This window comes from Ensifer sp. WSM1721 (assembly GCF_000513895.2).
Classification (GTDB): Bacteria; Pseudomonadota; Alphaproteobacteria; order Rhizobiales; family Rhizobiaceae; genus Sinorhizobium.
In genome coordinates, this window is sequence record NZ_CP165782.1 from 3,654,007 (window position 1) to 3,679,908 (window position 25,902).

Consider the following 25,902-nt stretch of genomic DNA (forward strand, 5'->3'; position numbering starts at 1 on the left):
GCAGCATAGCGGGCGCTTGGCCCTTCGCTTGTACTTCCGCTTGTTTGTTCTATCATTGTTCTTGTTTTCAAGCGCATTCCGTGCAAGATTTGTCCTCGCAACCGGCGGCGGTTGTGGCGGCATGCGTAGGTGCCGCCGTGCTGGGGCGGAATGAACGAGGGGCAGCGGTGCCTCAGCGCGTTTTCGCTCCGATTTTCAGGGGGCATCATGGTCGCGCGCGTCAGCACGGTTGCGTTTCAGGGTATAGAGGGCGTTCCGGTCGATGTTCAGGTGATGGTGGCGCCCGGCAAGGTCGGCATGCAGATCGTCGGCCTGCCGGACAAGGCGGTCGCCGAAAGCCGCGAGCGGGTCCAGGCGGCACTCCATGCGTCGGGCCTGGCGCTTCCGGCTAAGCGTGTGACAGTCAATCTGGCGCCGGCCGACCTGCCGAAGGAAGGCAGCCATTTCGATCTCGCCATAGCGCTTGGCTTGATGGCGGCGCTCGGCGCGATTCCCGCGGATGCGCTCTCCGGCTATGTCGTCATCGGCGAGCTCAATCTCGACGGTACGATCGCGCCCGTTGCCGGGGCGCTGCCGGCGGCGATCGGCGCCAATGCCCTCGGCAAGGGGCTGATCTGCCCGGCGGAAAGTGGCTCGGAAGCGGCCTGGGCGGGCTCCGAGATCGATATCCTCGCGCCGCGCAGCCTGATCGCGATCGCCAATCATTTTCGCGGTACGCAGGTACTCTCCCGCCCCGAACCGGCGATCCGGACGGCCGCCGCCGACCTTCCAGACCTCGCCGACATCAAGGGTCAGGAAAGCGCCAAGCGAGCGCTGGAGGTCGCGGCGGCGGGCAACCATAACCTCTTGATGGTGGGTCCGCCCGGCTCCGGCAAGTCTATGCTCGCGGCGCGTCTCCCTTCCATCCTGCCGCCGCTTTCTCCCGCCGAACTGCTTGAAGTCTCGATGATCCATTCGATCGCCGGGCAGTTGCCGGGCGGCAAACTCTCCGACCGCCGGCCGTTCCGCGCGCCGCATCATTCCGCCACCATGGCGGCGCTGATCGGCGGCGGGCTCAGGGCGAGACCGGGCGAAGCCTCGCTCGCCCATCACGGCGTGCTGTTCCTCGACGAGTTTCCGGAATTTGCGCCGCAGGTGCTCGATGCGCTGCGCCAGCCGCTCGAATCCGCGCAGTGCATCATCGCCCGCGCCAATCACCGCGTCAGCTATCCGGCGGCTATTCAACTTGTAGCGGCGATGAACCCGTGCCGATGCGGGATGGCCGGCGAGCCGGGACGTACTTGCGCTCGCGGCCCGCGCTGCATGGCCGACTACCAGGCGCGGATTTCCGGTCCCCTGATGGACCGCATCGATATCCGCATCGACGTGCCCGCCGTCAGCGCAGCCGACCTCATTCGCCCGGGGACGGCCGAGTCGAGCGCCGTCGTCGCCAGGCGCGTCGCCCGCGCCCGCGAACTGCAGCGGGATCGCTTCGCCTCACTCGGCCATCCGGAGCTGACAAGCAATGCCCGCTCATCGACGACGATGATCGAGAAGATCGCCGAACCCGACGCGGCGGGTCTGCAGCTCTTGAGGGACGCGGCGGAAAAGATGAAGTTCTCGGCGCGCGGCTACCACCGCGTGCTGAAGGTGGCCCGCACCCTCGCCGATCTCGACGAGGCGCCGACCGTCGGGCGCATCCATCTCGCCGAAGCGATCTCCTACCGCGTCGCCGGCGAACGCCTGCCGGTGGCGGCGTAGAGGTTGGTCCGCTCACGTTATACGCGATCAAGCTAAGGGCTTCAGTATGTTCTCTTTCAAGTACACCTTTCAAGCAAAGGGCTTTGTCGTGCTGGTCGCCCTTTTGACGGGCATGCTCCTTGCACCCGCAGACGCTTCTGCAGTGTCCGAGGACCCAAACAAGCTCTCCTACGGAACGCGAATCGGCATGACGATGACGATCCTTTCGAGAGAAGGAATCGGAACGGCAAACGCCGTGATCCGGCTAAAGCACACGCCGGAAGACGCAAAAGTCTTCTGTGTCGAATATCTCCGCGATTCTTCGATGCGCTGCATTCGGGATGTGATTGCAACGACAAAGCTCGGAGATCGCGTCACGGGCAATTGCGTAGCGCGCACTTGGACGGACATGCATGGCTCCAATTACTCCTTTCACGGCTCCGCCAAGCAGTCTCCGGAGATGATCCAGAAGGGCCATCTGTCGGAGTCGGACTATCTTATCCGCCGCGAAGGGAGCGAGGATTTTCTCCCCAACTATCCGGTCGCCTCCTACGCCGAAAGGCTGGAAGTTTTTCAACACCTTTGCCCGGGAATTGCGAAATAGCGAAACGTCAAAGCGCGTTGCCGGCGCCGCGCTCCTCACGCGTCGGACGCGGGCGGCAGAGGTGATGTTTCAGAGTGCCGCGGGGCCAAATCCTTCAACGCTGCCGAGTTTCGCCTCTACAGCGCCGTGCGTCTTTTCAGACGCACAAAGGACGCTGTAGCACTTTGAATTGCTGCATGTTTTTGTCCTTGAATCGGGTACGATTTAAGGAAACATGCAGTAAGGCGAAATCGTCGGGGCGGATATCCACGTTGCGAAGGCAGCTTTGGTCAGGGCAGCGATCGGTGGGCAGGAACGGCCCCTTTACGCCCCCAGCCCCTCGAAAAGCACCGTCGACAAATAGCGCTCCGCAAACGAGGGAATGATCACGACGATATTCTTGCCGACGTTCTCCTCGCGCCGGCCGACCTCGATCGCTGCCTGGAGCGCGGCGCCGGCGGAGATGCCGACCGGCACGCCTTCGAGTCTGGCGACGAGGCGCGCGGCCTCGACCGCTTCGGCCGCATTCACGGTGATCACCTCGTCATAGATGCCGGTGTCGAGGATCGGCGGTGCGAAGCCGGCGCCGATCCCCTGGATCTTGTGCGGGCCGGGCATGCCGCCGGAGAGAACCGGTGACTCTTCGGGCTCGACGGCAATCACCTTGACCGACGGTTTGCGCTCCTTCAGCACCTGGCCGGCGCCGGTGATGGTGCCGCCCGTGCCGATGCCGGAAACCAGGATGTCGACGCTGCCCTCGGTGTCGTTCCAGATTTCCTCGGCCGTCGTCTTGCGGTGGATTTCTGGATTGGCCGGATTTTCGAACTGCTGCGGAATGATCGCGTCGGGCAGGGTTTCAACGAGTTCCTGCGCCTTGGCGATCGCGCCCTTCATGCCCTTGGCGCCCTCCGTCAGCACCAGTTCCGCGCCAAGCAGCACCAGCATCTTGCGTCGCTCGACCGACATGGTCTCGGGCATGGTCAGGATCAGCCGGTATCCTTTGGCCGCTGCGACGAAAGCGAGCGCGATACCGGTATTGCCGGACGTGGGTTCGACGAGCGTCGTGCGGCCGGGGGCGATCTTGCCCTGCGCTTCAAGCGCCTCGACCATGGCGACGCCGATGCGGTCCTTGACCGAGCCGATCGGGTTGAAGAATTCGAGTTTGGCGAGCAGATTCGCCCTCAGGCCCTTTTCCTTGGCAAGCTTGTCGAGCCGCACGATGGGAGTGTCGCCGATCGTTTCGGTGATCGAGGAAAAGACGCGGCCGCGGCCGGGCTTTCGCGCTTCAGGCATATGTTGCTCCCTTCATTTCGATGTTGCCGGGAGAATAGGAGCAATGCGTTTCCTCTTCCAGAGCGGGAAAGCCCCCGAAGCTCGCGAGGGAAGGAAAAAACGCTTGTGAAACCGCCGGTTGGGGAATCTTTTTGCGGCGCCTCGAAGGGACCTCGCCGTCAGCATGGCGGCGGAGGCTCGCGAGCAAAAAGTTTATTCGAACACCGGTCGCATGAAGCTGCGCTCGTAGCTCATGATGCAGCGCGTCTCCTCGGCATAGGCGAAGGCCGCGCGACATTCGGGATCCGCAGCCATCTTCTCCCGATAGGCTTCGTAGGCGGCAAGCGAGGGAAAGCTGAAGAGCGCGAGGGCGATGTTGTTCGCCCCTTCATGCGGCATGAAATAGCCGTGATGGGTGCCGCCGAGTCGATTGACGAGCGGAATCCAGAGCTTCGCGTAATGCTCGAACTCTGCAAGCTTGTAAGGGTCGATGACGTATTTCAGATAGCAGGTGATCATGAGGCCCTCCGTTCGCTTTCTTGCTTGATAAGCGGCATCGACCGGAGGGTCCAGCCGAGATTGGTGCCGGCGGCGGCGAGCAGGATCGCGGCCGAGCCTGCGATCTGCACCGGCTGCAGCGCGTGGCCGAAAGCGATGCGATCGACGAGGATCGCGGCGATCGGATAGATGAAGGAGAGGGCGCCGGTCACGTGGGTCGGCAGTCTCTGGATCGCACCATAGAGCAGGATATACATGATGCCCGTGTGGACGACGCCGATGGTCAGCAGCAGCGTCCACTGGAGCGCGCCCTGCGGCAGCGGCGCGGCGAGCGCGAAGGGGGCGAGCATCGCTGCTCCGGTGATCACCTGGACCAGCGCGATCAGATGCGGCGGCGTGCCCTTGAGGAGCTTGGTGACGATCGCGGCAATGGCGTAGAAGAAAGCAGCACCGAGCGAGAGTGCGATTCCGGCGAGATAGTCGCTGGGCTCAAAGGCGCCCGCGGGCTTGGCGGAGACGATCGCGATCATTCCGGTAAAGGACACCGAGAGCCAGCAGAGCTTGCTGATCGTGATCTTCTCGCCGAGAAAGAGCGCGCCGAGCCCGAGCAGCATGAAGGGCTGCGTGTTGTAGACCATCGTTGCGATCGAGATCGAGGCGCGGGGATAGGCGGCGAAGAGCAGGAGCCAGTTGACGACGATCGCGACACCTCCGAGCGCGGAGAGGGCGACAACCCTCATCTTCAGATGGCGCAGGTCGATCAGTCCGAACAGAACCGCGAACACTGCGAGCGTGAGGGCTCCGAAGATGCAGCGCCAGAAGACGACGCCCGTGACCGGCTGGCCGGACATCAGCACGAACCAGCCGATCGTTCCCGAAATCAGCATTGCCGCCGTCATCTCCGCGCTTCCGCGTCGCATATCGGTATCCATGGCCTTGGCTTCCTTCCTGTTGTGTCGCAAGAATAATGAGCCTGTGGGCGGAACGATATGGATATAAGAAGGGAAACGCGTAACAATGCCTAAACGTCGAAGGCAAGGTAGCTGTTTTGGCTAACGAGGTTTTCATGCTGGACGAGGTCGACCGCCGCATTCTCGAAATTCTGGCCGCCAATGCGCGAGTGTCGCTGAAAGAGCTGGCGCAAGAGGCGGGCCTTTCCTCGCCGAGCGCGGCGGAGCGGTTGCGCAAGCTCGAGGAGCGTGGGGTGCTCGACGGCTTCACGATCTCGGTCAATCCGGCGCGGCTAGGCTATCCGCTGCAGGCGATCGTCCGCGTCCGGCCCATGCCGGGCATGCTGCACATCGTTGAAAGACTCATCCAAGAGACGCCCGAGATCGTCGAGTGCGACAAGGTCACGGGCGACGACTGCTTCATTGCCAAGATGCTGGTGCGCGACATGGGTGAGCTCGACACGATCCTCGATCGCATCGCGGAAAAGGCACAGACCAACACCTCGATCGTCAAATCTTCCCCGGTCAAGCGGCGTCTGCCGCCGCTTTAGCTTCTTGCTTTATGCATGTCGTTGTCCCAAAACCGCTCCACACTTTTGGGCGACATGCATCAGTTAGCGCCGGTTGAGCCGAAACCGCCCGCGCCGCGCGCGGTCGTCGTCGCGCCGTCGGCCTCGCGGATCGCGACCTGGGTCACCGGAGCGATCACCATCTGAGCGATGCGCGTGCCGCGCTCGACGATGAAATCCTCCTCGCCGAGATTGACGATGAGCACCTTCACCTCGCCGCGATAATCGCTGTCGACGGTGCCCGGCGTATTGAGGCAGGTGATGCCGTGTTTGAAGGCAAGCCCGGAGCGCGGCCGCACCTGGCCCTCGTAGCCGGCGGGGATCTCGAAGATGAAGCCCGTCGGCACCAGCGCCCGGCGTCCGGGCGCAATCGTTATCGGCTGATCGGCGGGAACGGCCGCGCGCAAGTCCATGCCGGCGGCTCCCGCGGTCTCGTAGGCCGGCAGATCGAGGCCCTCTGCATGCGGCAGGCGGACGAGCGTGAGGGCGGGGTGGTTTTCGGGGGCGTTCATGATCATTCCGTCATAAGCATGGCGGGGCCTGCCGCAGTCAATTGCATATTCGGCCCCGAGCCTGTAAAGGACGCGGCAACTCACAGGATACTCACATCATGGCCGAAAGCATTGCCGAGGCGGTTTCCCGCCGCCGCACATTTGCGATCATTTCGCACCCGGACGCCGGTAAAACGACGCTCACCGAAAAGCTCCTGCTCTTCGGCGGCGCGATCCAGCTCGCCGGCGAGGTCAAGGCCAAGAAAGACCGGATTCAGACCCGGTCCGACTGGATGAAAATCGAGCGTGAGCGCGGCATCTCGGTCGTCACCTCGGTAATGACCTTCGAATATGACGACACGGTTTTCAACCTGCTCGACACGCCCGGCCACGAGGACTTCGCCGACGACACCTATCGCACGCTGACGGCGGTCGATGCGGCCGTCATGGTGATCGACGCGGCCAAGGGTATCGAGCCGCGGACCTTGAAGCTTTTCGAGGTCTGCCGGTTGCGCGACATCCCGATCATCACCTTCGTCAACAAGATGGACCGCGAGAGCCGCGATCCCTTCGAGATCCTCGACGAGGTGGAGCACAAGCTGGCGCTCGACTGCGCCCCCGTCACGTGGCCGATCGGCCGTTCCAAGACCTTCTGCGGCACTTATCATCTCGCGACGAACGAGGTGCGCGGCGCCGATACGCAGGAGCGGCTGACCAAAGTCAACGACCCGGAAATGGCCTCGCATCGGCTGCCGGAAAACGAGCGCGATGCCTTCACCGAGGAGACGACGCTGGCGATCGAGGCCTGCAAGCCTTTCGACCGCAAGGCCTTCCTCGAAGGCCACCTGACGCCGGTCTTCTTCGGCTCGGCGCTCCGCAACTTCGGCGTCCGCGACCTGATCAACGCGTTGAGCGATTTCGCACCGCCGCCGCGCTCCCAGGTCGCCGATATCCGCACCGTCGAGGCGACCGATGACAAGATGACGGCCTTCGTCTTCAAGATCCAGGCGAACATGGACCCGAACCATCGTGACCGCATCGCTTTCGTGCGCGTCTGCTCGGGCAAGCTCGAACGCGGCATGAAGGCGCGGCTCTCGCGCACCGGCAAGCAGATGGGACTGACGGCGCCGCAATTCTTCTTCGCCTCACAGCGCCAGCTCGCCGATACGGCCTTTGCGGGCGACGTCGTCGGCATCCCGAACCACGGCACGCTCAGGATCGGCGATACGCTCACCGAGGGCGAGCCGCTCGTCTTCCAAGGTGTACCGAACTTCGCGCCGGAAATCCTCCGCCGCGTCCGGCTCGGGGACGCGATGAAGGCAAAGAAGCTGAAAGAGGCGCTGCAGCAGATGGCAGAAGAGGGTGTCGTTCAGCTTTTCTCGCCGGACGACGGGGCGCCGGCAATCGTCGGCGTCGTCGGCGCGCTGCAGCTCGATGTGTTGAAGGAGCGCCTGCAGGCCGAATACGGTTTGCCCGTCTCCTTCGAAATGCCGCGCTTCTCCGTCTGCCGCTGGATCTCCGCCGACAATCCGGCCGAGCTCGACAAGTTCATCGCGGCCCACCGCGGCGACATCGCCCGTGACCTCGACGGCGATCCGGTGTTCATGGCGCAAGACGGTTTTTCGCTGCGTTACGAGGCGGAACGCTATCCGGCGATCAAAATGGTCGCGATCAAGGAGTATCACGTCGCCAAGGCGGCGTGACGACCTCTGCCGAGGCCTGTGAACATGGGGTTTGCCCCTCACCCTGCGCCCCGCAGGCGGCGCGAGGGGACTGGCGAGTGCGGCGTCAGCCCTTCCTCAGAACAGGAGAAGGCGACGGCAGGCGGACGAGGGCGATTACGCCGGCACGGGCGGCGGACCTTTCGCGGCTCCGCATCGCGTTCATCCAGGATCCGTCATTCGCAGCGCCAGCACCAGTTGCGCGACGCGTACGGCAGCGATGAGATAGATGGCGACCACGAGAAGCTGAAGCGCCAGGTGGCGCCTGACCTTCGACAGCCGGTAAAGCCCGTCCGCAAAGTTCAAGAAAAACAGCGCGATGCCGATCGAGAACACGATGTAGCCGGCAATCGGCGTGTTTATGATGCCCTTTGCGGTAATGACATCGGGGTTCTCGACGGCGTGCATGCCCGCCGCCACGATCAACGTCGCGACGACGAGGTTGCGCGTGTGTCGAAATATCTCCTCAAGGCCGCCGCGATCGAACAAGGCGCGTTTCGCGGTCAGTAGAAACGACGGGATGCGGCGACCGGACATGCGACTCCATCTCGAATTGCGGTTGCAGGGCGGATGATATTCGAGCGGATTCTCGCCCGTCAAAGCCTTTCGGCTGACGCACCAGGCGGGTCCATCGCCCGCGGCGGCTGCGCCTCAAAAATCGAAGCGCGGCGCCGCACGTTCCAACATTGCGACTTCGGGATCAACGGACCAGATCGTGCCGACGGCCTCCCGAAGCGCATCGACGAGCAGCCTAATATGGGCCTCGGCGCCGGCATGCAGTGCCTCGGCGACCATGAGCACGGCCGCCGTCTCCTCGCGGACGGCCGAATACCCGCTCTGGCGGTTGGTCCAGCGCCGCGCATGCGCGCGTCCGCTCGTATCGGCGAAAATGATTTCTTGCGGCTCAGGGCGTTCCATGTCGCCGGAGAACGTCGTGTAGATCTCATCACCGACGGCAGGCCGGACCTCGAGATCGCCGGTGACCTTCGCAAGATCGAAGACAGCGATCGGGATGGCAAACGCCAGCGACGCCGCGTTGCAGAGATCGATCATCGGATGGATTTTCGGTAGCGCTCCCTCCTTCCTGTAACGCCTAAGAAGCGCTTCGGAGGCCGAGCGATATTGCGTCGGCTTCAGTCCCATCCGTGCGAAGGCGCGGCGCCAGGCCTGTATCTCCGGGAATTCGCCCTCAGTGCGCTCCGAAAGCCGTGCCCTCGCCACCGCTTCGAAATGCGCGACCTGTGCGTCGACCGCGACCTCCTTGCGGATACCCATGACGTGAAGCGCGCCCGCGGCCAGTTCGGGGAAGTCGTTCCAGATATCGTCTGAGTGCTTAAAAGACATGAGATCACCTTTCCTGCTGGCCGGTCCTGGGCCGCGCCGCGTGTCCGATACGTGTGAGATTGGTGGTCCGGAGGCTGAGACTCAAGACGGCCAGGAGCACGGAGCCCATGCCGATCATCTGGTTAGCGGCAATCGGCTCGCCAAGAGCGGCAGCGGCGAGGAGAAGGGCGGAGACCGGGGCAAGCGCGGTGAAGACTGCGGCCTCGGTGCCGCTTACCTTTTCCAGCCCGGCATACCAGAGCAGGAAGCCGCCGACCGTCGGCACGAGCGCGTAATATGCGACGGCGGCAAAGGCAGGCGCGTCTGCTGGCCCCGCCAGAGGAAGCTCCGCAAGTGCAAACGGGATGGCGATCGCGCCGCCGAAGCCCGCCATCAGCGCCGACAGGGTCAGCGGCGGAATCTCTGAGTCGAGGCGCTTGCCGAGGAGAATGAACAGACCTTCGCATACGACGGCGCCGAAGATCAGCGCACTGCCGGCGAGCGAATGCTGCTCGCCGGCCCCCGGCCGGAAGACGATCACGAGAACGCCCGCAGCGGCGAGGAGAGCGGCCATGAGCACGGAGCGATGCGGCCTTTCGCCGAGGATGACGACGGCAATGGCCGCCGAGACCACGGGAAGGGTGCCGATGATGACGCCGGCATCGGCCGCGGGCGCGAGCTTCAGGCCGGAAATGAGCAGGGTCGTATAGCCGACGCTGCCGGCACCCGCCTGGAGGAAGAGGATGAGCCAATCGCCCTTCGGCGGCCGCGGCCAAGGGGTTGCGGTTGCGCGCATCAGCCCAAGGAAAAGCGGCAAGGCGATCGCGAAGCGCAGCGCCGTTGCCGAAAATGGCGGCAGGCCCGAGGCTATGACCTTGCTCGCGATCACGGTGCTGCCGACGAGCACCATGGCGAGCGACAGATAAATATACCCTTGAAATTGCTTTGACATCCTGCCGCCCATTCCAATTGACAATGGCGGCAGATGAACCGATCGGCAGCGAGCGGTCTTGTACGGAATTGCGAGAAGTCAGTTCATCGCTTGGGCATAGGCGCCGGGGGAGAATCCGAATTTGCGCACGAAAACGCGCGTCATATGGCTCTGGTCGGTAAAGCCGCCGGCAATCGCCGCTTCCGCGAGCGGCGTGCCATCGGCGATCAGCCGCCGGACGATGTCGATCCGTCGCTGGATGAGATAGGCATGCGGCGTGAGCCCCGTCGTTTTGGCAAAGCCGCGCACGACCTGGTAACGGCTCAGCCCGCACTCGCCCGCGAGATCCGAAAGCGTGAGCGGCGCCAGCGGGTCGTCGTCGATGAGGTTCACGGCTGAAGCGAGCGATGTCGGCACCTTGACCGGAGTGCCTTGCCGTGGGGCGAGCCGCATCGCCTCCGCGAGCAGGGTGACGGCCAGTTCCTCCCAATGCAGCATCGTATCGGAGCCGTCTGCGGTCACCGCGAAAATCGCGCGGAAGCGGGCTGCAAGCCGGGCGCTCCTGATCACCGGGTCGCTGAATTCGCAACTGCGCCTGCGGCCTTCGCTGATGTCGTCTACCGCCGCAGCGACTAGGGCGGGATCGAGGTAAAGCATCCGCCAGGAGCGGCCGGCACTGCCGATGGGCGCGCCGTCATGGACCTCTCCCGGATTAACGGTGATCACGTCGCCTGCCTCGGCTTCGACCGTGCCGCGGCCACTGAGCGACCTCTGCGCCCCTTCATGAATCAGGCCGATCCCGAACTGCTCGTGCGTATGGCGCGCGAATGCGTGGCGCGTCGCGGCTTCCACCACGTCGACGCCGGCAATGCGGCGCGGCATCACCCTGAATTCGCCCTTTGGCATGTTCTGCTCGTCGGTGTTTTTCGTTGAGCCCGATGCTGGTATAGCGTTTTCGTAGTCTTGCGGCAAAGCGAAGACGCGAAGGAGGTTGCGATGCTTTACACGGGGCGAAGGCTGAAGCGCTTGCGGCTCTTCGCCTGCATGAAGCAGAGCCATGTGGCGGAGCTCCTGCAGGTAACGCAGGCGACCGTGTCGCGCTGGGAGGCGGGCGTCCTGACACCTTCCGAAAGCCAGCAACGGGCGCTGGAGCACGTCTTCGCAAAGATGCCGTCGACGGCCGATGCGGCGCTCAAACGGCTGGTCGAAACCTCGACGGCGCGGGTTCATCTGATCTGCGACCACTCACACCGGCTGCTGGCGGCCTCGTCGTCCCGGCGGTCGGAATGGCGGCGGGACCTACTGGGAGCGCCGATGTTCCGCTACGCGTCGGAGGAAATCCAGAAGGCGGAAGGCGACCTTGACGAACTCGGCTGGCACGATGGACGCGTGGCGTCGCTCGTCGTCGAGACCGGCCCCAACGGCCGTGCCGACGTGCCGATCGTCGCCGGCCGCGTGCTTTGGGAGCGCATTCCGCTTGCCGACGGTACGACGGGCCGCCTGGTAACGACACTGACGTGATCGTGGCGCATATTTTATGCGTTGTTCCTCCCGCTTGGCTCCGGTTAGCCTCTGGAGCGGCATGAGGAAAAGTATGCGCGGTTTTCCGCCCGCATTCCGCTCTGACTTCGATCACGTTTATGATTTGGGTCGATTCGACCCAAAATCATGGTGATCTGGGAAACCGAGGAGTGATGCATGACGATTCTGGTGACGGGAAGCGCCGGCCACTTGGGGGAGGCGTTGATGCGAAGCCTGCTCGCGGCAGGCCGCGATGTTCGCGGCATCGATATCAAGCCTTGCGATTTCACCGATCTCGTCGGATCGATCGCCGACCGTGCCTTCGTCCGCCAGGCACTGAAGAATGTTCGCGCCGTCGTCCACGCCGCGACGCTGCACAAGCCGCATGTCGCAACGCACGGCTATTCCGAATTCGTCGAGACCAATATCGCCGGTACGCTCAACCTGCTCGAAGAGGCAGCCGAGGCCGGCGTCGGCGCCTTCGTCTTCACCAGCACTACGAGCGCTTTCGGTTCGGCTCTGACGCCGGCGCCCGGTGAGCCGGCCGCATGGATCACCGAGGAAGTGACGCCGATTCCGCGCAACATTTACGGCGTCAGCAAAGTCGCGGCGGAAGGCCTATGCGAACTCTTCTCCCGCCGGCACGGGTTGCCCGTAGTCGTCCTGCGCACCTCGCGTTTCTTTCCAGAGGCAGACGACGATGCGGAAATCCGCGGCCGCTACGATACGGCCAATGCGCAGGCGAACGAGTTGCTCAATCGCCGCGCGGACATCGAGGACGTGGTGAGTGCGCATATCGCGGCGCTAGAAAAGGCGGAAGAGATTCGCTTCGGCCGCTACATCGTGTCGGCGCCGACGCCCTTCGCGCGTGACGATCTCGCAACGTTGCGGACGGACGCGCCTGCCATCGTCCGGCGTCATTTTCCCGAATGCGAGGTGCTTTATGCCGAACGCGGATGGCGGCTCTTCCCGACGATCGACCGCGTCTATGTCAGCGCCCAGGCAATGGCCTCGCTCGCCTGGCGCCCGAAGTACGATTTCCGGCATGTGCTCCGATGCCTTCGGCGCGGAGAGGATTTCCGGAGCCCGCTCGCCCTCGAAATAGGGTCCAAGGGTTATCACGACACCGTCTTTGCCAACGGGCCCTATCCGGTCGCTTGAATCACTATTCACTCTGCCGCCCCGGCAGCTTGCCGGTGTCGACCCAAGGCAGGGCGGAGGAGCACCAGATTTGCGAACGCGGTACAAGCTCGCGCCGCTGATTGATGGTGCCGACACGAATGCCGATCTCCTCGGCATCCTCGTCGGTGCCGGTCGTATAGATCGGCGAACCGCATTGCGGACAGAAGAATTGCAGCCGCCGGCGCCCGTTTTCGGCGATCTTGACGTAAAGCTCCGGTTCGCCGCCGGTCAGTCGGAAGGAACTACGCGGCGTGCTGGCGGTCACGCGATAGGCCGAACCCGTCAGCCGCTGGCAATCGGTGCAATGGCAGATCGACACGTCTTCAGGGTCGATCTCCGCTTCATAGGTCACGAAGCCGCAATGGCATTGGCCGTCGATGTGCATCGGACGCTCCTCGTATCTGCCTCAAGCAATATACGATAGAGTGTCCGCACTAATAGTCGAGAGCTTGCCGTACCGGCTCAGACGCCCGTGAATAGCCACTCATGTTCCTTGGCGTTGTGGAACTTCCAGATGCGCTTCGGCCCGGCCATGACGTTGAGATAATAGACGTCGTAGCCGTGCACGGCCGCGACCGGGTGGTAGCCCTTCGGCACCAGCGTCACGTCGCCGTCTTCCACCGCCATCGTCTCATCGAGCGAGCGGTCATCCGTATAGACGCGCTGCATGGCGAAGCCCTGCGGCGGATTGAGGCGATGGTAATAGGTTTCTTCGAGATAGCTTTCGACTGGCAAGTTGTCCTGGTCGTGCTTATGCGGCGGATAGGAGGAGGTATGGCCGCCGGGCGTGATCACCTCGACGACGAGCAGCGACTGCGCCGAACCGTCGTCCTCCGGCATGATATTGGTGACGTAGCGGGTGTTGGTGCCCTTGCCGCGCGTCATCTGCGGGTGCGTGCCGGGGCGGATGACCTTGGCCTTGAAGCCGTCGCCGCCGGGGGCGGAGCAGACCGCAAGATCGAAATCGGTCGTCGCTTCCGCCCGCCATTTGCTTCCCTTCGGCACATAGACGGCATAGGGCTGGCCCTCGAAGGGTGTCATGCGCTCGCCGAGTTCGCCGAAATCCTCGCCGTCGACGGAGATATTCGCTTTGCCGCTGACGAGGACGAGGCAGAGTTCCTTCTCTCCCGCCTCTCCGCCGGTCGACTCGCCGGCCTTCAGCCGGTTGAGCGCGAAACCGACATAGGTCCAGCCGGCGCTTTCCGGCGTGATGTCCTGCATCAGGCCGGTTCGTGCTTTCGGTTTGACGAGCAGTTTGGGCATTTCGACGTCTCCTGACTTCTTCCTTGGTGGCCGCATTCGCGACCTGCCCCTCTCCTCGGGTTAACCCGAGGACTAGCCCTCTCCCCTCCGCGAAGAGAGGTGGATCGAGAGGGCGCGGCATATCCCTTCTCCCCGCGAGCGGGGAGAAGGTGACGGCAGCCGGATGAGGGGGATTATACCCGTTCCAGCCCCGCCTCCTTCGCAAACGCCTTCAGCGATTTCAGCCCGAGCGACTGATATTCGAACGGATTGCGCACGGCGGAATCCTGCTCGGCCTCGATCACCAGCCAGCCATCATAGCCGTGCTCGGCGGCGATTTTCAGCACCGGCAGGAAGTCGACGCCGCCTTCGGCGTCACCCGGCACCGTGAAGACACCGCGGCGCACGCCTTCGAGGAAGGAGAGGCCTTCGGCTTCGACCACTTTGCGGACCGCCGGGCGGACGTTCTTGCAATGGATATGGCGGACGCGATTCATATATTTCCGCGCCACTTCGGCCGGGTCCGAGCCGCCGAACCAGGCGTGGCCCGTGTCGAGCAGCAGCTTCGTCGCCGGGCCCGTCTTCTCCATCAAGAGGTCGATCTCTTCGCCGGTCTGGACGATCGTGCCCATGTGGTGGTGGTAAACGAGGTCGATACCCTGGTCGGCGCAATACTCAGCAATCGCCTCGAGGTCGGCGCCGAACTTCTTCCACTGGTCCGCCGGCAGCACCGGCTTGTCCTTGACGAGCGACTTGGAGTCGTCGCCGTGGATCGCATTCGAGGTCTCGCAGACGATCGCCACCCTGCAGCCATTGTGCTTCAAGAGATCGAGATGCGGTTGGATCGCCTTTTTCTCGGTCTCGACATCGTGCGTCAGCAGATTGGTCGAGTGCCAGCCGGACACGAAGACGAGGTCATAGGAGGCGAGCTTCCGCTTCAGCGCTTCCGGATCGGTGGGCATCTTGTGGCCCTTTTCTATGCCGTCGAAACCGATCTTCTGGCAATCGGAGAGGCAATCCTCGAGCGTCAGATGCGCGCCGATCGTATGGTCGTCGTCATTGCTCCAGGCGATCGGGTTGGTTCCGTAGCGGATCATATGTTTCACTTTCTGTTCGTCGTCTGCTTGAAGCGGATGCTTCTTATTGTCTCTGGTGTACGAGCAGCAAGGCCCCTCATCCGGCTGCCGCCACCTTCTCCCCGCTTGCGGGGAGAAGGGACGTGTCGCATCGTCCAAAATCCCTCTCCCCGCCTGCGGGGAGAGGGCTAGTCTTCGGGTTAAACCCGAGGAGAGGGCCCCAGATGTAGCCGGCGCCCGCGGTTGATTGAGATCAGCCGAAGCGCTGCGACTGAAGCGCCTTTTCATAGCCCGCGCGAGCCGCCTTCACCTGCTCGCGCTCCGAAACCTCGGGAACCGCGACGTCCCACCAATGGCCGCCAGCCTCCGTCGTGATCAACGAATCGGTATCGATGACGATCACGGTCGTACGCGGCTCGCTTGCAGTTTCCGCGAGCGCCGCTTCGAGTTCCGGGATCGAGCCGACCTTGCGGGTGACCGCACCCATCGCGGCCGCATGCGCGGCGAAGTCGATCTGAGGCAACTCCACGTGGTGGGTGTCCCTCAGCAAGTTGTTGAAGTTCGCGCCGCCGGTTTCCATCTGCAGCCGGTTGATGCAGCCATAGCCGGCATTGTCCAAGAGCACGATGGTGAATTTGGCGCCGAGCATGATCGACGAGGCGATCTCCGAGTTCAGCATCATGTAGCTGCCGTCGCCGACCATCACGATCACGTCGCTGTCGGGCTTGGCGAGCTTGACGCCAAGGCCGCCGGCCACTTCATAGCCCATGGTCGAGAAGCCGTATTCCATATGGTAGCCGCCGGGCTCTTCCGCCTGCCAGAGCTTGTGCAGCTCGCCGGGCAGACCGCCGGCGGCGCAGACGAGCGTCGTCTTCCTGCCGCCGCGGGCGCGCTGGACGGCGCCGATCACCTGGGCATCCGAGGGAAGAGTCGCATTGGTGGTGGCGGTCGCCTTGTCGGCCGCCTCGAGCCACTCGGCCTTGCCGGCCTTGGCCTTCTCGGTCCAAGCGGCATCTGCCTTATAGCCGGCGAGCCCGCCGGACATGCGATTGAGGCCGGTCCGCGCGTCGGAAATCAGCGGCTGGCCGTTGTGCTTGCCGGCATCGAAGGGCTGGACGTTGAGGCCGATGATCTTGAGTTCGTCGTTCTTGAAGAGCGCCCAGGAGCCGGTGGTGAAATCCTGCAGCCGCGAGCCGACGGCGAGCACGACGTCGGCCTCCTCGGCAAGCCGGTTCGAGGCGGAGGTGCCGGTGACGCCGACCGAGCCCATGTTGAGCGCATGCGAATGCGGCAGCGCCGACTTGCCGGCTTGCGTCTCGACGACCGGAATGCCGTACTTCTCGGCGAAATCCTTAAGTTCGGCGGTCGCTTCGGAATAGAGCACGCCGCCGCCGGCGATGATGATGGGTTTCTTCGCCGCCTTGAGAGTCGCGATCGCGGAGGCCAATTCGTCGAGATCGGGCTCGATGCGGCGCTGCACCCACACTTTCTCGTCGAAGAAGGACTCCGGATAGTCGTAGGCCTCAGCCTGGACGTCCTGGCATAGCGAAAGCGTCACCGGGCCGCAGTCGGCAGGATCCGTCAGCACCTGCATGGCACGGCGAAGCGCCGGGATGATCTGCTCGGGCCGGGTTATGCGATCGAAATAGCGCGACACCGGGCGGAAGCAATCATTGGCCGAGATCGTGCCGTCAGCGAAGCCCTCCACCTGCTGCAGCACCGGATCGGGCCGGCGGTTTGCGAAAACGTCGCCGGGGAGGAAGAGGACCGGCAGCCGGTTGACATGGGCGAGCGCCGCCGAGGTGACCATGTTGAGGGCGCCGGGACCGATAGAGCTCGTGCAGGCCATGAAACGGCGGCGGAAGCTCGCCTTGGCGAAGGCGATCGCGGCGTTCGCCATGCCCTGTTCGTTCTGCGCGCGGTAGGTCGGCAGGGTTTCACGCACGGCATAGAGGGCTTCGCCGACGCCGGCGACATTGCCATGGCCGAAGATCGCGAAGACCCCGCCGAAGATCGGCACCCGCTCGCCGTCGATGATCGTCATCTGCCGGGTCAGGAACCGCGCCACGGCCTGGGCCATGGTGAGGCGCACGGTTTTCTGGCTCATTTTGTTTCCTCCTGATGGCGAAGTCCTGGCTCCGCCCTTCGTTTAAAGCCGTCCACAGCTTTTTGGCTATGCGGCCTTTGTCTCCCCGAGTTGCAGCCAGAGATCCACCAGCGCCTTGAACTTAGCCGCCATGTCGGCGACGGCTTGCTCGTCGGTGATCGTGCCGCCGAGCCAGCCCTTGGCGGCATCGGCAAAGATCGTCCGGCCGACCGCAAAGCCCTTCACCGTCTTTGACGTTCTCGCCGCCGCGAAGCCGTCCTTCAGCACCTCGTAAGGGGCTTCGAGGCCGAGCAGCACAACGCCCCGGCAAAGAGAATCGCGCGTTTCGATCACGGCATCGATGGCAGCCCAGGCGCCGCGGCTCGTCTGCGGCTCGAGTTTCCACCAATCGGGTTTCAGCCCGGCATCATAAAGCTCGTTGAGGGCGCGTGGAATGGTCTGATCATCGAGCGGGCCGTGTTTGCCGGCGATGATCTCGATCAGGATTTCGCGGCCCACCTTGCGCGCCGCCTCGAAGGCCGAACGAAGCTTGGCGACCTGGGCCGCCTTGAGCTCGGCCGGGTCGTCCGGATGGTAGAAGGAAAGCACCTTGATGCAATGGTCGACCGGCCAGTCAATGAGGCGGCTGCCGAGATCCTGGCTGAATTCGAACTGCAGCGGCCGCGAGCCTGGAAGCTCGATCGGCTTGGCGATCCAGAAGTCGCGGTGGGCGCCCGCGGCAAAAAGTGCGTCGCGGCCATATTTATCGTCAATCAGCATGCCGAAGCCGGAGCGGCCGCCAGCGACCTCAGCGGCGGCCTTGACGGCGAGCGCCTTGAAGGCGGGAATGCGCTGAAGCAGCTCCGGATTGCCCTCGGCGATATCCTCGAGCTGGCTGCGATGGTCGATGGCGAGCGCCATTAGGAGCGGGATGTCGCGCCGGCGCGTCGTCGCCCAGTGGACGTGGTTGATCGCCTCGTCCTTGCGCAGCGCCTTCTCCTTGCTGCCGTGCTCGAGGAAATATTGCAACTCGATCCAGGTAGGGATTTCCGGCGCGCAGAGAAGCCGCGAAACGGCGAAGGCACCGCAGGCATTGGCCCAGGTGGCGGAGGTCGCATGCGGCTCGCCCTTGAGCCAGCCCCGCAGGAAGCCGGACATGAAGGCGTCGCCTGCGCCGAGGACGTTGTAGACCTCGATCGGGAAGCCTTTGCCGACGATGCCGTCCTCAAGGTCGTCCGAGATCGGCCCGTCATAGACGATGCAGCCCATCGGCCCGCGCTTCAAGACGATCGTCGCCTCGGAGAGCGAGCGGATCGTCTTCAGCGCCTGGAGCAGGTCGCTCTCGCCCGATGCGATCAGAACTTCTTCCTCGGTGCCGACGATCAGGTCGCAATCGCCGAGCACGGTCCTCAGGTGGGCAGAGACGCGGTCCGAGGCGATATAGCGGCTCTCGCCGGCATCGTGGCCGGCAAGGCCCCAGAGGTTCGGACGATAGTCGATATCGAAGACGATCTTCGCACCGCTCTCCTTGGCGATCCTGATCGCCTTGCGCTGGGCGGCGTCGGTGTTCGGCTTGGAGAAATGCGTGCCGGTGACGAGGATTGCTCTTGCCGAGCGGATGAAGTCCTCTGCTATGTCGTCCTCGTTGAGCGCGTTGTCCGCACAATGGTCGCGATAGAAGAGCAGCGGGAAGGATTTCTCGTTCTCGACCGCCAGGATTGCGAGTGCCGTCAGCCGCTCCGGATCGGTGACGATGCCGCGCGTTTCGACCCCTTCGCGCTCAAGCTGCTCGCGGATGAAGCGGCCCATCTGCTCGTTGCCGACGCGCGTCAACAGCGCCGATTTCAGACCGAGGCGTGCGGTGCCGACCGAGATGTTGCAGGGGCAGCCGCCGACCGATTTGGCAAAGCTTGCCACGTCTTCAAGCCGCGTGCCGATCTGCTGGCCATAAAGGTCGACGGAGGCTCTGCCGATCGTGATGATGTCGAGGGGCTTGTCGCCGTCCTTTGTCGATGGAATCTGGCTCACTGCTTCCTCCCCGCGGACGCCGCGCGGGCGCCGACAGTTGTCGTTATCTCATGGGCGATGAGCGTATGAAACATAAATTCCGTCTCTTCGTCAATATGGAATTTCCGTTCTATCTTGTGGCGGTATCCTCCGCGCGCCGCCGCTTTTCGGCGATAGCCACGGTGAGCGCCATGGCGAAGGCCATGCTGGCGGAAAGCGAGCGGAAGCCGGCGTGATCGGCTTCGACGAGCTCGAACCAGACCTTGGAAGACTCGGCGAGCGGCGAGAAGGCGGAGTCGGTCAATGAAACGACCGGCACCCTGCGACTGGCAAGCAGGCGAGCCTGGCTGGCGCTTTCGGAGGCGTAGGGCGAGAAGCTCACCGCAAAGGCGGCATCCTGCTTCGTCGCCATCGCAAGCATGTCGTCGTCGATACCCGCGGCCGTGCCGACATGCTGGTATTTCACCTTCAGCTTGCCGAAGGCATAGGCCATGTAGCTTGAAATGGGATAGGAGCGCCGCTTGGCGATGAGGTAGATCGTATCCGCCTTGGCGAGGATATCGACGGCGCGCTCGAAGGCTTCCGGGTCCACGGATGTCGCGATATTGTCGAGCGATCGATGTGCGGCCGCAACGAAGCCGTTGAAGATCGAACCGCTTTCAAGCTTGCTGTGATCGTTGCCGCGAAGCGCCTTCAGCCGTTCCTCGTAGCCGGGAGTCCGCTCGCGCAGCCGGGCGCGAAAGATCTGCTGCAGGCTCGAAAAGCCCTCGAAACCGAAATGCTGGGCGAAGCGAACGAGCGTCGACGGCTGGACATCGGCGGAGGTCGCAATGCTTGCTGCCGTTCCGAAGGCGATCTCGTCCGGATTGTCGAGCGAGTACGCGGCCACCTGCTTCAGCCGTTTCGGCAGTTGCGCCTTGCGCTCAAGGATCACGGCCTTCAGCGCCTCGAAATCCTGGGGGACATCGGTGGTCGTTTCCGGCGTGGGCATCGTTCAGCGTCTCCAGCTTGCTCATGTCCCGTTTTCCTCAGTCTAATCGATTGGCGGTTAATGGGACAGAACGAACGTTCCATTTTCCCGCTCTTTCCCTTGTTGCCGGCAGGTGCGCGGGGCCTTCTAAATAGCGCCTAGCCGATTTCCACCCACTCCTTCGTCCTGGCCGACTGATAAGTCGCGGAGAGGACTTTCTGCACCTCGTAGCCCTCGCGGAAGTCGGTGGAAGGTTTGCCGTCCTTGGCGATCGCCTCCAGGAATTCGTTGACTTCGATCGCCTTCAAATCGTTGAAGCCGATCTGGTGTCCGGGTGCCACGCAGAAGGCTCCGTAGGGCGGATGTTCCGGTCCGGCCCAGATGGTGCGGAAGCCACGGCTGCGGATGTCGTCGCCGGCATAATAGATCTTGATCTCGTTCAGCCGCTCCTGGGTGAAGACGATGCTGCCCTTGGAACCGTAAATCTCGAAATCGTGCTGCATCTTGCGGCCGGTTGCGATCCAGCTCGCCTCGAAGCTGCCCGAGGCACCGTTCTCGAAACGGACGAAGGCACGGGCTACGTCATCCACCTCGACCGGCCGGGTCTCCGTCGCGCCATGCGAGACGGGGCGCTCGGGAATATGGATCACGGTCTCGGCGAGTACGGACCTGACCGGCCCGACCAGATGGCGCATGCAGGCGATGATATGGCTGCCGATATCGGCGAGCGCGCCGCCGCCGCTCCTGGGATCGAGCCGCCATGCCCACGGAATGCTGGCATCCGCCATGAAATCTTCCGCATGGATGCCGCGGAACGACCGGATTTCGCCGATCTCGCCGCTTTCGATAATGTCCTTGGCGAGGAAGATCAGCGGGTTCTTCAGATAGTTGAAGCCGACCTGGGTGACGACGCCCGCTTTTTCCGCCGCCGCGACCATCTCGGCGCAGTCGGCGACCGTCGGCGCCAGCGGCTTCTCGCAATAGACATGCTTGCCGTGCGCAATGGCTGCAAGCGCCATCTCCTTGTGCAGAAGGTTCGGCGTGGTGATGTCGATGATATCGATGTCCGGATCGGTCAATAGATCGCGCCAATTAGCTGTCGCCTTGCGGAAACCGAGGCGCCCACGGGCGGCCTCCGCGCTTTCCTGCGTCACATCCGCAACCGAAACCAGATCCAGTTCGAAGGGGAGGTCGAAGACCCGCGCCGCAATGGTGAAGCCGAGCGCATGGGCCTTGCCCATAAAGCCCGTGCCGATGAGGCCAACGCCCAGTTTGCGCTTGACGTTCATGTCGTTCCTCCCGGCCGAGCCCTTTTGATGATGGGTCGAAAATGAAACGAAATGAACGAAATTTGTCAATGTGGAATATTTGTTCGAAATCACTTTCCATTGTGCCGATGGAAACAGCGTTCATAGCGGCGTCTTGCTACCGTCGAAAGCACTCGATGCGACAAGTGTTAACGCATTTTTACCATGTTCCGTTGAAACATCGCCGTGACGATGGTTAACGAATCGCTTCTCTTATCAGAGAGCAAAAAAGACCGGAGTGATGACGCATGTGCCGTTGGGCTGCCTATCGTGGAGAGCCGCTCTACCTGGAGGAGCTCGTATCGTCGCCCGCGCACTCACTGATCGAACAATCCCATTGCGCGACGCGAGCGAAGACCGCCACCAATGGCGACGGCTTCGGCATCGCCTGGTATGGGGACCGACCGGAGCCCGGCCGCTATCGTGACATCCTGCCCGCCTGGTCCGATTGCAACCTGAAAAGCATCGCACGACAGATCCGCTCTCACCTTTTCCTCGCCCATGTCCGTGCGGCGACCGGCGGCGGCACGCGGCGCGACAATTGCCATCCCTTCGTCTTCGGTCGCTGGGCCTTCATGCATAACGGCCAGATCGGTGACTTCGAGCATCTGCGCCGGCCGATGGAAAACATGCTCGACGACGAGCTCTATGCGGCGCGCACCGGGACCACGGATTCGGAGCTTTTATTCCTGCTCGCCCTGCAGTTTGGCCTCGAAAGCAATCCGCTGGGCGCCGTCGCCGATGTGCTCGGCTTCGTCGAACGGCTCGCCGGGCAACTCGGTCGCCGCGGCCTTGTTCGCTTCACCGCCGCTTTTTCCAACGGCGAAGAACTCTTCGCCGTCCGCTACGCCTCCGACCGAAAGGCGCCGACGCTCTACGCCGCGCCGATGGGGCCGCAGGGCGGTTACTGTCTGGTTTCCGAGCCCCTCAATGACGATACCGCCTGGGCCGAAATCCCGGACGGCTCCGCGGTGATCGTCGGTGAAAACGGCGTCGACGTTCGTCTTTTCGGCGCGACCGATGCTCCGGTCCAGAACCGTCCCGTGGCCAACTCCCTGCCACTGGCGGCCGGAAGCGACCTCGAACTCACTTGATGGGAGCTCCGGCATAAAGGCGGGGTGGGTCTATCATACCCATTCGTAAGGGCTATTCGGAGAGTTTCGCAACGACCAGCGCCGCCAGTCTCGCAGCCACGTCGTCCTTGCCCATTTCCGGCCAATCCTCGCTGCCGTCCCCGCCGATGAGCTTCACCCGATTGCGGTCGCCGCCCATGATGCCGGTCGCCGGCGAAACGTCGTTCGCCAGGATGTAGTCGGCACCCTTTTTTTCGAGCTTGGTGCGGCCGTTTTCCGCGACGTTCTCGGTCTCGGCGGCAAAGCCGATCACCAGCTTCGGGCGCGAAGCGTGATGGCCGACCGTCTTCAGGATATCCGGATTTTCCGCAAGCTGAAGGGGCGGGGGCGTCTCGCCTGGCCGCTTCTTGATCTTGTTGCCTGCAGCCGATGCCACGCGCCAGTCGGCCACGGCCGCCACCATCACCGCGACGTCTGCAGGAAGCTCCGCCAGCACGGCGTCGCGCATCTCTTCGGCGCGCTCCACCCGGATGACGCGGACGCCGGCGGGATCTGGGATCGTCACCGGCCCGGAGACGAGCGTCACCTCCGCGCCGAGCCGCGCAAGCACCTGAGCGATCGCGTGGCCCTGCTTGCCGGACGAGCGATTGGCGATATAGCGCACCGGGTCGATCGGCTCGTGCGTCGGGCCGGAGGTGACGATCGCCTTCTTGCCGGCAAGCGGCCTTGCTTCGCTGAGCATCGCCTCGACCGCCGCGACGATCTCGAGCGGCTCCGCCATCCGGCCTTCTCCCGCTTCGCCGCTCTCGGCCATCTCGCCGGTCGCCGGGCCGACGAAGCGGACCCCGTCGCCAGCGAGCGTCGCGTGATTGCGTCGCGTCGCCGGATGCATCCACATCTTGGGATTCATCGCCGGCGCGATGAGCACCGGCCTGTCGGTCGCAAGCAGCACCGTGGAGGCGAGATCGTCGGCGTGGCCGTTTGCCATCTTGGCCATCAGATCGGCCGTCGCCGGCGCCACGACGACGAGATCGCAATGGCGCGCAAGCCGGATATGGCCGACGTCCTGTTCGTCCTCGCGCGAAAAGAGATCGATGAACACATGCGACGCGGAAAGCGCGCCGACGGCAAGCGGCGTCACGAATTGCTGCGCCGCCGCCGTCATCACCGGCCGGACCTCCGCGCCGTGCTCGCGCAGGCGGCGGATGAGCTCGAGGCTCTTATAGGCCGCGATGCCGCCGGAAATGATAAGAAGAATGCGCTTGCCCGATAAAGTCATCCGGTTTCGGCCCTTCCTGGCCGCTCCCTTTTCTTTTGATGGGACCCTACTCGACCGCCTTTGCGCGCGCAATTGCCGGAAGTCGAGCACATGAAAGGCGGCGGGAGACTTGACTAAGGCAGTATCATGTAACACGATAAGTTACATGAAACGCGATAGCAGACTTTCGATCACACTGCACGCCCTCCTGCACATGGCGGAGCGTCAAATCAGGGCCGACCACGCTTTTCGTCAATGACGCGTTCGAGCCTGATGCCGCTGAGGAGGCGATGCTCGCGGCACGCGGTGTGGAGATCGCAAGGGAAGGCGTCGTCGCCGTGGAAGGGTCAAAACCGACGGTGATCCTGGCCGGCGGGCGGAAGGTTCCGCTCGACGGCCTGTTCACCGCTCCGCGGACGCGCATGGCCAATGGTCTGCCCGAGGCGCTCGGCCGCGCGCTCGAGGAGGGGCCGCTCGGCCCCTATATCCGAACGGACGCGACAAAAGCGACGAGCGTTGCCGGCGTCTTTGCCTGCGGCGACGCGGCACGGGCGGCGGGCTCTGTCTCCCATGCCGTTGGCGACGGCGTCACGGCAGGCATGGCTGCGCACCGTTCGCTGATCTTCGACATGCATTGAGGCAAGCCTCCGCTCGGAAGCACCGCGTCTGGCCCGTTGGCGTCATTCGACGTGGATCAGCGTGGGACGAGGAAAAGTCTGCGCGGTTTTCCGCCCGCATCCCGCGCCAATCTAAAGGATCGACCGGCTGAGCCCGCCATCGACGGGGAGCGCGACGCCGGTGATGTAGGCAGCTTGGCGGCTCGCGAGAAAGGCCGCGGCGGCCCCGAATTCGGCGGGCGTTCCGTAACGGCCGACAGGGATTTCGGACTGGCTGCGCGCGGCGACCGTCTCGACGCTCTCGCCCTCGCTCGCAGCATCCATCCGGTCGAAGCTCAGCGTCCGATCTGTCGCGAGCCGTCCGGGGAGCAGCATGTTGACCGTGACGCCGTCGACCGCGACCTCGGCGGCGAGCGTCTTCATCCAACCGGCAAGAGCGCTGCGTAGCGCATTGGAAGCGGTCAAGCTCGGGATCGGCTCGCGGATGCTGGTGGAGGCAACGGCGATGATGCGGCCGAAGCGGCGCGCCCGCATCGCCGGCAGCAGACGGTGGACGATGCGCATGCCCGAAAGCACCATCGCCTCGAACTGTGCCCGCCAGAATTCCGGATCGACATTCGCGGCGAGCGTCGGCGGCGGTCCGCCGCCGTTCAGAACCAGGAGGTCGATCGTGCCGAAGGTCGCCAACCGGTTGAGGAACGGGTCTATGGCTTCCGGATTTGCAAGGTCGAGCGAAAAGCCCGCAGCGGCAGGCCCGACCTCGCTAGCGACCTTCATCGCCGCTTCTTCGTTCCGGCCCGTCAACGCGACGGCGACGCCTTCGGCCGCGAGCGCTTCGGCGATGCCGCGTCCGAGTCCCTTGCTGCCGCCGAGAACGAGAGCTCGTCTGCCTTCGATACCGAGATCCATGGTTCGTTACCTCCGTCTCCAGTTCCCGCCGTTGAAGCTTGCTCCGCCCAGTCAAAGGCGGGCGGGACTGTCTTTGCGATCACGGGTGTAGGCGCGCCATCGCCAAGACGTCTGCAAGCACGCCGTCGCGCATTGCGTAGGACTTCAGGGTGCCTTCGGTGACGAAGCCCGCCTGCCTGTAGAGGGCGATCGCGGCCTCGTTGTCGGTGAAGACGGTGAGCTCGATGCGGGAAATGCCGAGCCAGCGGTCTGCCGCCTCGAGCAGCGCCTCGAGCAACGCCTTGCCGATGCCGCGGCGCCTGTAGTCGTCATGGACCGACATGCCGAGATCGGCAGCATGCTGCCGCCGGCCCCTGTGCCGGTGCAAGCCGGCGACCCCGACGATGCTGCCTTCGAGCTCGGCGACGATGATCGTGTCGGTCTCCGTGAAGTTTTCGAGCCATTTCCGCGTCTGTTCCGGGCGCGCGAAGGGCAGGCGCAGCGTGCCGGCGCGAACGCCGGGCAGGTCCCGCAGGGCAGCGATCGCCTCCCAATCGGAGACAGAGGCGGCACGGATACGGAGAGAAGGTGTGCTCATCATTTCCTCTTCGGTGGACA

At 63.7% G+C, this 25,902-nt stretch carries 26 protein-coding genes and 1 pseudogene; 9 read left to right on the plus strand and 18 right to left on the minus strand.

Translation table 11 applies throughout. From position 1 onward, the window contains the following. Nucleotides 1–207: 207 nt before the first annotated feature. Both M728_RS17605 and M728_RS17610 read left to right on the plus strand, forming a co-directional pair. A complete protein-coding gene (locus tag M728_RS17605; protein ID WP_026622048.1) occupies nucleotides 208–1,740 on the plus strand; it encodes a YifB family Mg chelatase-like AAA ATPase in 1,533 nt (510 codons plus the stop codon). A 46-nt stretch (nucleotides 1,741–1,786) separates the two neighbouring features. Then, entirely contained in the window at nucleotides 1,787–2,323 is a 537-nt protein-coding gene (locus M728_RS17610) for a hypothetical protein (RefSeq protein WP_026622047.1), read from the plus strand. A 303-nt stretch (nucleotides 2,324–2,626) separates the two neighbouring features. Here M728_RS17610 and cysK read toward each other — a convergent pair whose 3' ends face one another. The 3 genes from cysK to M728_RS17625 form a co-directional block, all read right to left on the minus strand. Beyond that, nucleotides 2,627–3,595: a cysteine synthase A gene (gene cysK, locus M728_RS17615; RefSeq protein WP_026619530.1), complete on the minus strand. Its 969-nt coding sequence runs from the start codon at nucleotides 3,593–3,595 to the stop codon at nucleotides 2,627–2,629. A gap of 192 nt (nucleotides 3,596–3,787) precedes the next feature. Beyond that, nucleotides 3,788–4,093 carry an NIPSNAP family protein gene (locus tag M728_RS17620; RefSeq protein ID WP_026613520.1) on the minus strand — a complete coding sequence of 102 codons (306 nt, stop codon included), beginning with the start codon at nucleotides 4,091–4,093 and terminating at the stop codon, nucleotides 3,788–3,790. After that, nucleotides 4,090–5,004, minus strand: coding sequence for a DMT family transporter (locus M728_RS17625; RefSeq protein WP_026619532.1), 915 nt, complete (start codon nucleotides 5,002–5,004; stop codon nucleotides 4,090–4,092). The genes M728_RS17620 and M728_RS17625 overlap by 4 nt, the downstream gene beginning before the upstream one ends. 134 nt (nucleotides 5,005–5,138) lie before the next feature. Here M728_RS17625 and M728_RS17630 point away from each other — a divergent pair, with 134 nt between their 5' ends. Beyond that, on the plus strand, nucleotides 5,139–5,573 hold the full coding sequence (locus tag M728_RS17630) for an Lrp/AsnC family transcriptional regulator (protein ID WP_026619533.1): 435 nt from the start codon (nucleotides 5,139–5,141) through the stop codon (nucleotides 5,571–5,573). Nucleotides 5,574–5,632: 59 nt separating this feature from the next. Here the strand turns inward: M728_RS17630 and dut are convergent, their stop codons facing one another. Next, nucleotides 5,633–6,103: a dUTP diphosphatase gene (gene dut, locus M728_RS17635; RefSeq protein ID WP_156943359.1), complete on the minus strand. Its 471-nt coding sequence runs from the start codon at nucleotides 6,101–6,103 to the stop codon at nucleotides 5,633–5,635. A gap of 98 nt (nucleotides 6,104–6,201) precedes the next feature. Between dut and M728_RS17640 the strand changes: the two genes are divergently transcribed. Continuing rightward, complete coding sequence (locus M728_RS17640) at nucleotides 6,202–7,785, plus strand: peptide chain release factor 3 (protein ID WP_026619535.1); 1,584 nt, start codon at nucleotides 6,202–6,204, stop codon at nucleotides 7,783–7,785. A 180-nt stretch (nucleotides 7,786–7,965) separates the two neighbouring features. Here M728_RS17640 and M728_RS17645 read toward each other — a convergent pair whose 3' ends face one another. From M728_RS17645 to M728_RS17660, 4 genes are all read right to left on the minus strand, one after another. After that, nucleotides 7,966–8,340 (minus strand): hypothetical protein, encoded by a 375-nt coding sequence (locus M728_RS17645; RefSeq protein ID WP_026619536.1) that lies wholly within the window; start codon nucleotides 8,338–8,340, stop codon nucleotides 7,966–7,968. A 114-nt stretch (nucleotides 8,341–8,454) separates the two neighbouring features. Continuing rightward, the gene (locus M728_RS17650; RefSeq protein ID WP_026619537.1) at nucleotides 8,455–9,147 is read right to left on the minus strand and encodes a B3/4 domain-containing protein; all 693 of its coding nucleotides are present in this window, start codon (nucleotides 9,145–9,147) and stop codon (nucleotides 8,455–8,457) included. A 4-nt stretch (nucleotides 9,148–9,151) separates the two neighbouring features. Next, complete coding sequence (locus tag M728_RS17655) at nucleotides 9,152–10,078, minus strand: DMT family transporter (RefSeq protein WP_026619538.1); 927 nt, start codon at nucleotides 10,076–10,078, stop codon at nucleotides 9,152–9,154. Between the two features lie 78 nt (nucleotides 10,079–10,156). Then, the gene (locus M728_RS17660; protein WP_026619539.1) at nucleotides 10,157–10,963 is read right to left on the minus strand and encodes an AraC family transcriptional regulator; all 807 of its coding nucleotides are present in this window, start codon (nucleotides 10,961–10,963) and stop codon (nucleotides 10,157–10,159) included. Nucleotides 10,964–11,053: 90 nt separating this feature from the next. On the opposite strand from M728_RS17660, the gene M728_RS17665 reads away from it, so the two are divergent. Both M728_RS17665 and M728_RS17670 read left to right on the plus strand, forming a co-directional pair. Then, nucleotides 11,054–11,578 (plus strand): helix-turn-helix transcriptional regulator, encoded by a 525-nt coding sequence (locus tag M728_RS17665; RefSeq protein WP_026619540.1) that lies wholly within the window; start codon nucleotides 11,054–11,056, stop codon nucleotides 11,576–11,578. A 177-nt stretch (nucleotides 11,579–11,755) separates the two neighbouring features. Further along, nucleotides 11,756–12,739, plus strand: a complete 984-nt coding sequence (locus tag M728_RS17670) for an NAD(P)-dependent oxidoreductase (protein WP_026619541.1) — start codon at nucleotides 11,756–11,758, stop codon at nucleotides 12,737–12,739. 4 nt (nucleotides 12,740–12,743) lie between these two features. Here the strand turns inward: M728_RS17670 and M728_RS17675 are convergent, their stop codons facing one another. From M728_RS17675 to M728_RS17705, 7 genes are all read right to left on the minus strand, one after another. Continuing rightward, the gene (locus tag M728_RS17675) at nucleotides 12,744–13,145 is read right to left on the minus strand and encodes a GFA family protein (RefSeq protein WP_026619542.1); all 402 of its coding nucleotides are present in this window, start codon (nucleotides 13,143–13,145) and stop codon (nucleotides 12,744–12,746) included. A 77-nt stretch (nucleotides 13,146–13,222) separates the two neighbouring features. After that, nucleotides 13,223–14,023, minus strand: coding sequence for a 5-deoxy-glucuronate isomerase (iolB, locus tag M728_RS17680; RefSeq protein ID WP_026619543.1), 801 nt, complete (start codon nucleotides 14,021–14,023; stop codon nucleotides 13,223–13,225). Nucleotides 14,024–14,196: 173 nt separating this feature from the next. Further along, nucleotides 14,197–15,099 (minus strand): myo-inosose-2 dehydratase, encoded by a 903-nt coding sequence (gene iolE / locus M728_RS17685; RefSeq protein ID WP_026619544.1) that lies wholly within the window; start codon nucleotides 15,097–15,099, stop codon nucleotides 14,197–14,199. Nucleotides 15,100–15,331: 232 nt separating this feature from the next. Then, on the minus strand, nucleotides 15,332–17,185 hold the full coding sequence (gene iolD, locus M728_RS17690) for a 3D-(3,5/4)-trihydroxycyclohexane-1,2-dione acylhydrolase (decyclizing) (RefSeq protein WP_026619545.1): 1,854 nt from the start codon (nucleotides 17,183–17,185) through the stop codon (nucleotides 15,332–15,334). Nucleotides 17,186–17,251: 66 nt separating this feature from the next. After that, the gene (gene iolC / locus M728_RS17695) at nucleotides 17,252–19,192 is read right to left on the minus strand and encodes a 5-dehydro-2-deoxygluconokinase (protein ID WP_026619546.1); all 1,941 of its coding nucleotides are present in this window, start codon (nucleotides 19,190–19,192) and stop codon (nucleotides 17,252–17,254) included. Nucleotides 19,193–19,301: 109 nt separating this feature from the next. Continuing rightward, nucleotides 19,302–20,162 (minus strand): MurR/RpiR family transcriptional regulator, encoded by an 861-nt coding sequence (locus M728_RS17700; protein ID WP_026619547.1) that lies wholly within the window; start codon nucleotides 20,160–20,162, stop codon nucleotides 19,302–19,304. Nucleotides 20,163–20,299: 137 nt separating this feature from the next. Further along, entirely contained in the window at nucleotides 20,300–21,430 is a 1,131-nt protein-coding gene (locus tag M728_RS17705; protein ID WP_026619548.1) for a Gfo/Idh/MocA family protein, read from the minus strand. Nucleotides 21,431–21,696: 266 nt separating this feature from the next. Here M728_RS17705 and M728_RS17710 point away from each other — a divergent pair, with 266 nt between their 5' ends. Further along, on the plus strand, nucleotides 21,697–22,542 hold the full coding sequence (locus M728_RS17710; RefSeq protein ID WP_026619549.1) for a class II glutamine amidotransferase: 846 nt from the start codon (nucleotides 21,697–21,699) through the stop codon (nucleotides 22,540–22,542). 52 nt (nucleotides 22,543–22,594) lie between these two features. Here the strand turns inward: M728_RS17710 and coaBC are convergent, their stop codons facing one another. After that, complete coding sequence (coaBC, locus tag M728_RS17715) at nucleotides 22,595–23,800, minus strand: bifunctional phosphopantothenoylcysteine decarboxylase/phosphopantothenate--cysteine ligase CoaBC (protein ID WP_026619550.1); 1,206 nt, start codon at nucleotides 23,798–23,800, stop codon at nucleotides 22,595–22,597. 136 nt (nucleotides 23,801–23,936) lie between these two features. On the opposite strand from coaBC, the pseudogene M728_RS17720 reads away from it, so the two are divergent. After that, a pseudogene (locus M728_RS17720) lies at nucleotides 23,937–24,008 on the plus strand (Rrf2 family transcriptional regulator); the annotation flags it as partial. A gap of 61 nt (nucleotides 24,009–24,069) precedes the next feature. After that, nucleotides 24,070–24,417 (plus strand): FAD-dependent oxidoreductase, encoded by a 348-nt coding sequence (locus M728_RS17725; protein WP_084044327.1) that lies wholly within the window; start codon nucleotides 24,070–24,072, stop codon nucleotides 24,415–24,417. Between the two features lie 111 nt (nucleotides 24,418–24,528). Here the strand turns inward: M728_RS17725 and M728_RS17730 are convergent, their stop codons facing one another. Together M728_RS17730 and M728_RS17735 are read right to left on the minus strand one after the other, a co-directional pair. Continuing rightward, nucleotides 24,529–25,305, minus strand: coding sequence for an SDR family oxidoreductase (locus tag M728_RS17730; protein WP_026619551.1), 777 nt, complete (start codon nucleotides 25,303–25,305; stop codon nucleotides 24,529–24,531). Nucleotides 25,306–25,384: 79 nt separating this feature from the next. Beyond that, on the minus strand, nucleotides 25,385–25,885 hold the full coding sequence (locus tag M728_RS17735; RefSeq protein WP_026619552.1) for a GNAT family N-acetyltransferase: 501 nt from the start codon (nucleotides 25,883–25,885) through the stop codon (nucleotides 25,385–25,387). Nucleotides 25,886–25,902 lie beyond the last annotated feature (17 nt).

Coding starts and splice junctions, on each gene's coding strand:
- M728_RS17605 (WP_026622048.1), top strand. CDS start 208: ATGGTCGCGCGCGTCAGCACGGTTGCGTTTCAGGGTATAGAGGGCGTT.
- M728_RS17610 (WP_026622047.1), top strand. CDS start 1,787: ATGTTCTCTTTCAAGTACACCTTTCAAGCAAAGGGCTTTGTCGTGCTG.
- cysK (WP_026619530.1), bottom strand. CDS start 3,595: ATGCCTGAAGCGCGAAAGCCCGGCCGCGGCCGCGTCTTTTCCTCGATC.
- M728_RS17620 (WP_026613520.1), bottom strand. CDS start 4,093: ATGATCACCTGCTATCTGAAATACGTCATCGACCCTTACAAGCTTGCA.
- M728_RS17625 (WP_026619532.1), bottom strand. CDS start 5,004: ATGGATACCGATATGCGACGCGGAAGCGCGGAGATGACGGCGGCAATG.
- M728_RS17630 (WP_026619533.1), top strand. CDS start 5,139: ATGCTGGACGAGGTCGACCGCCGCATTCTCGAAATTCTGGCCGCCAAT.
- dut (WP_156943359.1), bottom strand. CDS start 6,103: ATGAACGCCCCCGAAAACCACCCCGCCCTCACGCTCGTCCGCCTGCCG.
- M728_RS17640 (WP_026619535.1), top strand. CDS start 6,202: ATGGCCGAAAGCATTGCCGAGGCGGTTTCCCGCCGCCGCACATTTGCG.
- M728_RS17645 (WP_026619536.1), bottom strand. CDS start 8,340: ATGTCCGGTCGCCGCATCCCGTCGTTTCTACTGACCGCGAAACGCGCC.
- M728_RS17650 (WP_026619537.1), bottom strand. CDS start 9,147: ATGTCTTTTAAGCACTCAGACGATATCTGGAACGACTTCCCCGAACTG.
- M728_RS17655 (WP_026619538.1), bottom strand. CDS start 10,078: ATGTCAAAGCAATTTCAAGGGTATATTTATCTGTCGCTCGCCATGGTG.
- M728_RS17660 (WP_026619539.1), bottom strand. CDS start 10,963: ATGCCAAAGGGCGAATTCAGGGTGATGCCGCGCCGCATTGCCGGCGTC.
- M728_RS17665 (WP_026619540.1), top strand. CDS start 11,054: ATGCTTTACACGGGGCGAAGGCTGAAGCGCTTGCGGCTCTTCGCCTGC.
- M728_RS17670 (WP_026619541.1), top strand. CDS start 11,756: ATGACGATTCTGGTGACGGGAAGCGCCGGCCACTTGGGGGAGGCGTTG.
- M728_RS17675 (WP_026619542.1), bottom strand. CDS start 13,145: ATGCACATCGACGGCCAATGCCATTGCGGCTTCGTGACCTATGAAGCG.
- iolB (WP_026619543.1), bottom strand. CDS start 14,023: ATGCCCAAACTGCTCGTCAAACCGAAAGCACGAACCGGCCTGATGCAG.
- iolE (WP_026619544.1), bottom strand. CDS start 15,099: ATGATCCGCTACGGAACCAACCCGATCGCCTGGAGCAATGACGACGAC.
- iolD (WP_026619545.1), bottom strand. CDS start 17,185: ATGAGCCAGAAAACCGTGCGCCTCACCATGGCCCAGGCCGTGGCGCGG.
- M728_RS17700 (WP_026619547.1), bottom strand. CDS start 20,162: ATGCCCACGCCGGAAACGACCACCGATGTCCCCCAGGATTTCGAGGCG.
- M728_RS17705 (WP_026619548.1), bottom strand. CDS start 21,430: ATGAACGTCAAGCGCAAACTGGGCGTTGGCCTCATCGGCACGGGCTTT.
- M728_RS17710 (WP_026619549.1), top strand. CDS start 21,697: ATGTGCCGTTGGGCTGCCTATCGTGGAGAGCCGCTCTACCTGGAGGAG.
- coaBC (WP_026619550.1), bottom strand. CDS start 23,800: ATGACTTTATCGGGCAAGCGCATTCTTCTTATCATTTCCGGCGGCATC.
- M728_RS17725 (WP_084044327.1), top strand. CDS start 24,070: ATGCTCGCGGCACGCGGTGTGGAGATCGCAAGGGAAGGCGTCGTCGCC.
- M728_RS17730 (WP_026619551.1), bottom strand. CDS start 25,305: ATGGATCTCGGTATCGAAGGCAGACGAGCTCTCGTTCTCGGCGGCAGC.
- M728_RS17735 (WP_026619552.1), bottom strand. CDS start 25,885: ATGATGAGCACACCTTCTCTCCGTATCCGTGCCGCCTCTGTCTCCGAT.